The sequence below is a fragment of the Bradyrhizobium sp. P2_E8 genome (assembly GCF_056403875.1).
Window position 1 is genome coordinate 1 of the sequence record NZ_JBFUES010000832.1, and the last position, 3,364, is coordinate 3,364.

4 protein-coding genes and 1 pseudogene are annotated in these 3,364 nt (G+C 66.6%); 1 reads left to right on the top strand and 4 read right to left on the bottom strand.

Features of this window, described 5'->3' with window-relative positions; all coding sequences use genetic code 11:
- The coding region (locus tag AC1D00_RS32645) for an aspartate dehydrogenase domain-containing protein (RefSeq protein WP_477013503.1) at nt 1-336 on the top strand (336 nt) is incomplete at its 5' end.
- 89 nt (nt 337-425) lie between these two features.
- On the opposite strand, the gene AC1D00_RS32650 is transcribed toward AC1D00_RS32645, so the two are convergent.
- The 4 genes and pseudogenes from AC1D00_RS32650 to AC1D00_RS32665 all read right to left on the bottom strand — a co-directional run.
- A complete protein-coding gene (locus AC1D00_RS32650) occupies nt 426-1,730 on the bottom strand; it encodes a PQQ-dependent sugar dehydrogenase (RefSeq protein WP_477013504.1) in 1,305 nt (434 codons plus the stop codon).
- Nucleotides 1,731-1,863: 133 nt separating this feature from the next.
- Nucleotides 1,864-2,073, bottom strand: a complete 210-nt coding sequence (locus AC1D00_RS32655) for a hypothetical protein (protein ID WP_135175954.1) — start codon at nt 2,071-2,073, stop codon at nt 1,864-1,866.
- Nucleotides 2,074-2,298: 225 nt separating this feature from the next.
- Nucleotides 2,299-2,925 carry a methyltransferase family protein gene (locus tag AC1D00_RS32660; RefSeq protein ID WP_477013505.1) on the bottom strand — a complete coding sequence of 209 codons (627 nt, stop codon included), beginning with the start codon at nt 2,923-2,925 and terminating at the stop codon, nt 2,299-2,301.
- A gap of 31 nt (nt 2,926-2,956) precedes the next feature.
- Nucleotides 2,957-3,364 (bottom strand): annotated as a pseudogene (locus tag AC1D00_RS32665) (NAD-dependent epimerase/dehydratase family protein); the annotation flags it as partial.

Here is a 3,364-nt window from a genome sequence, read left to right on the forward strand (position 1 = left end):
GTCCAGAACAACATCGACATCGACAATCTGCGCGAGCCGCTGAAGCTGTTCGAGGGTACCGCGCGCGAGGCCGCAAAAGGCTTTCCGGCCAATCTCAACGTCGCGGTGGCGCTGTCGCTCGCGGGCGTCGGGCCTGATCGCACCTCCGTGCAGATCTGGGCCGATCCGACCGTGACGCGCAACGTTCACCGCATCGAGGTCGAGGCGGATTCGGCGCGCTTCTCGATGTCGATCGAGAACATCCCGTCCGAGAACCCCAAGACCGGGTTGATCACGGCGCTGTCCGTGATCGCGCTGCTGCGCAAGCAGCGCGCCGCGTTGTGTGTGGGGACGTGAGTTCTAGAGCGTGATGGGTTGAGGTCGAGTCGAGAACAGCGCTGCGTTCCCTCCCCCCTTGCGGGGGAGGGAACGCACCTCCCTCGAAATTACGCGCCCGTCACGCGCCAGATCACATTGCCGACGTCGTCGGCCATCAGCAGCGACTTCTTGTCGGGGCCGATCACGACGCCAACCGGACGGCCGTAGGATTCCTTCTCGTCCGGGGACAGGAAGCCCGACAGGATGTCGCGACCGGGGCCGGACGGGCGGCCGTTCTCGAACGGGATGAACACCAGCTTGTAGCCGGACAGCGTGCTGCGATTCCACGAGCCGTGCTGGCCGATCACCATGCCGTCGGGGAAACCAGGCAACGTGCCCGCCGGCATCCAGCACAGGCCGAGCGAAGCGGTGTGGCCGCCGAGCGCATAGTCCGGTTGAAGCGCCTTGGCGACCATCGCCGGATCCTGCGGCACGCGGTCATCCACCGTCTTGCCCCAGTAGCAATAGGGCCAGCCATAGAAGCCGCCGTCGCGTACCGAGGTGAGATAGTCCGGCGGCGTCTCGTCGCCGAGGCCGTCGCGCTCGTTGACGACGGTCCAGAGCACGTTCGTGTTCGGCTCCCAGGCAAGGCCCACCGGGTTGCGCAAGCCGGCGCTGAAGATGCGATGCGTGCCGGCGATGAGGTCGAGCTCGTACACCGCGGCGCGGCCTTCCTCGACCTCCATGCCCATCTCGGCGATGTTGCTGAGCGAGCCGACGCCGGCATACAGCTTCTTGCCGTCGGGGCTGGCGAGCAGGCTGCGCGTCCAGTGGCCGCTCGGCTTGAACGTCGTGAGCCGCTTGCCCGGTGCGGTGATGCGGTYGGCATTGGCGACATAGGGGAAGGCCATCACGCCGTCGGTATTGCCGACATAGAAGGTGTCGCCGACCAACGCCATGCCGAACGGCTGGCTGAGGTTTTCCATGAAGGCGCCGCGAACTTCGGCGACGCCGTCGCCGTCCTTGTCGCGCAGCAGCGTGATGCGGTTGGCGGAAACGCCGAGCGCGGCGGCGCGCCGCATCGTCGCCTGCATCGCGTAGTGAAACACGCTGCGCGGAGGGCCTGCGATCTGCGTCGCTTCCGCGATCAGCACATCGCCATTGGGCAGCACCTCGATCCAGCGCGGATGGTCGAGGCCGGTCGCGAACGCGTTGACCTTGAGCCCCGGCGCGACGGCCGGCTTCTGGCCCTCGCTCCAGCCGCGCGCGGTCGGCATCTTCAGTGTCGGGATCGCGCCTTGCGGTTTCGCCTCGGGAATGGCGGGCGTCTGACCCCAGGCCGGTGCGGGCTCCGTGCCCGAGAGCTTGCGCCATTGCAGCGCGATGCCGCCGAGCAACGCGACGAACTGCGCAAAGATGCTGGAAAAAGTCATGAGAGGCCCCTGTGTGCGCGCGCATCCAACTGGCTGAAGGGGCAGACGTCAACCTGTGCGGCGCACCGGCCGGGCCTATTCCCGTGGAATAGCAGCCGATCGAATTTGCATGGCAGGGTGAACTGGCCGCGGATCAGCGGCCGATCTGCCGCTCCAGCCGCCGTGCCGCGCGAAAATCGTTGAGGTGATGGATGTTCGGCGCCAGCGCGGCCTCCTTGGACAGGAGATGATAGACCCGCGCCACCGTGCGCTGCTTCTGCTTCGGCCGCCCCGGGGGCAGCGCCCGCGCCTTTCGCGCGGCGGCAATGGCGTGCTCGCGAAAATAATCGTAGGCGTCCGACATGGCGCGATGCTCTGTGGTCAGTGCATGTGTCGCGGGGGTAACGAGCGAGCGGAAGGGCGGTTCCTCTCGCTGTCGTCCCGGCGAAGGCCGGGACCCATACCGCGGAATCCATCGTTTGCGGATGGTAGACGTACCGAACGACGAGTCTTCGCCAAACCCCGGCCTGTGGTTATGGGTCCCGGCCTTCGCCGGGACGACACCGAATGTGTGGCGCGGGCTACGCTATCACCGCGGCGACAGGAACGGGATGATCATCGGCACGCGGCGGCAATAGGCGCCGTAGGCGTCTTCGCCGAGCTCCTTGGACAGGAACACCTCTTCCATCCGTCCCTTCTGCCACATGCCGAGCGAGATCAGGATCGCGCCGAGRATCGTCGTCACGGCGCCGATCGCGATGCCGGTGACGAGCATGCCGAAGATCAGCCCGGTGTAAATCGGGTGGCGCACGATACCGTAGGGGCCGGTGTCGATGACGCGGTGGTCTTCCTTGTGGGTGATGGTGTTGGACCAGAACTTTCCGAGATGCAGCCGCCCCCACCAGGCGAAGGCGATGCCGGCGACCGAGAGGACCGCGGCGATGGTGATGCCGGTGCTGCCGAGCACCCAGAGCGGCTTCCAGCCCATGATTTCCGCAATCCACGGCGTGTACAGGATGCCGCCGACCAGGATCGGCAGGCGATAGCGCTGCGACTCCAGCGTCATCACCTGCTTCTTGGTCCGCCCCTGCCAGAACGAGGCGCCCACCCAACTGGCGAGAAAGGCGAGCCAGATCAGGGCCAGGAGTTCGGTCGGCCAGGTCGTGGTCCAGCCACCCCAGGCCACGGAGAGAAGCTTGCTGAAATCGAAGGACATGAGGAAAGGTTCTTTGGTTTGGGCGGCGGCCTTAGCCCACGCGCGAGGAGAGCGCGTGATGCTTGATGGCGCCGGAGGGCTGCTGGCCGTTGCGGGCGAGCAGATGGGTGATGGTTTCGCGTAGCACCGGCTCGATCGGGCGCGGCGCGTAGCCAAGCTCATTGCGGGCTTTGCCGATCGAGAGGTCGCTCGCGGCAAGCGCGATGCGCACGCCTTCGCCAGTGCCGTTGGGCGGCCGGCGCGTGATGTGATCGGAGATCTTCTCGAGCATGACCGCGGAAAGTTCGGCGATCTTGCCGGGCACGACGATCGGGAACTGCCGGCGGCCGCTCATCGCCGACATCATCCGCAGGATGCGGCCGAGCGGGACGCAGTCGCCGCCGAGGATGTAGCGCTGGCCGATGCGGCCGCGCTCCATCGTCAGCACGAGGCCCATGGC